We start from the raw sequence: 851 nt of genomic DNA on the forward strand, positions 1-851 counted from the left end.
TTTATTGGTGAACAACGTGCTGATTTGGTGTTGTCGTCACTGGGCACTGCGAAATCCCGCCTGTCATTAAATCTATGGGGGAGTTCATCACGCGTGTCTGTGCTGGAGTGCCGGGACGATGAGGGCGGGATGTGGTATGTACAGCGGTTAACCAATGGTGCTGTTCAGTTAGCGGTTGAGGGGGAAATATTACCGTCTAACTATGGTAATTTTGATGCGCGATATGGCAGCAAAAACACGGCCAATTCGGTACGGAACGGATGGTGGAAATGCGGTGACACAGGTTTGATGTTTCAGTGGGGTTATACCGAAACTGAATTGGGCGAATCCTCGGAAACAGTTACTTTTCCGGCAGAGTTTCCCCGCCAGTGTTTTGGCGGTGTGGCGAGTCCAACCTATGATAAAAATCATGTGGGTGTTTCAAGCGCCTATTTTTTCAATCTCAATGATGGCAAGCGGGCGATTATTACTGCTGATCAATCGGCGAATTCAGAAGGCGTCAAGGCGTTTATTTTCTGGTGGGCTATGGGGATTTAACTATGTATGTATATAGCGCAAAAAATAATATGTTTTACCCGGAAATACTGAAGCCAGATTATGTCAGGGAGGGAAAATGGCCGGACGCGGGGATTTCAGTCAGTGAGGCAGTATATTTGGAATTTGCCGCAAACAGGCCGCCTGTTGGGAAGCGCCGTGTTACCGGGTCGAATGGTCTGCCCGCATGGGATGATATTCCTCCACCGACACAAGAGGAATTGCAGCACCGGGCGGAACGAGAAAAGCAGTACCGGATGTCACTGGCGACAAAAGCTATTGCGCCACTACAGGATGCTGCCGACTTAGATATGGCC

Annotated in this window: 2 protein-coding genes; both read left to right on the plus strand. The window is 49.4% G+C overall.

Annotated elements, in window-relative coordinates; all coding sequences use genetic code 11:
* A partial coding sequence (locus tag PSI23_RS21650; protein ID WP_444876164.1) for a gp53-like domain-containing protein occupies positions 1-537 on the plus strand: 537 nt, incomplete at its 5' end.
* Between the two features lie 2 nt (positions 538-539).
* Positions 540-851: tail fiber assembly protein (locus PSI23_RS21655; RefSeq protein WP_273557003.1), on the plus strand; the 312-nt coding region annotated here is incomplete at its 3' end.

This window comes from Xenorhabdus yunnanensis (genome assembly GCF_028598805.1).
In the GTDB taxonomy this organism is placed as follows: domain Bacteria; phylum Pseudomonadota; class Gammaproteobacteria; order Enterobacterales; family Enterobacteriaceae; genus Xenorhabdus; species Xenorhabdus yunnanensis.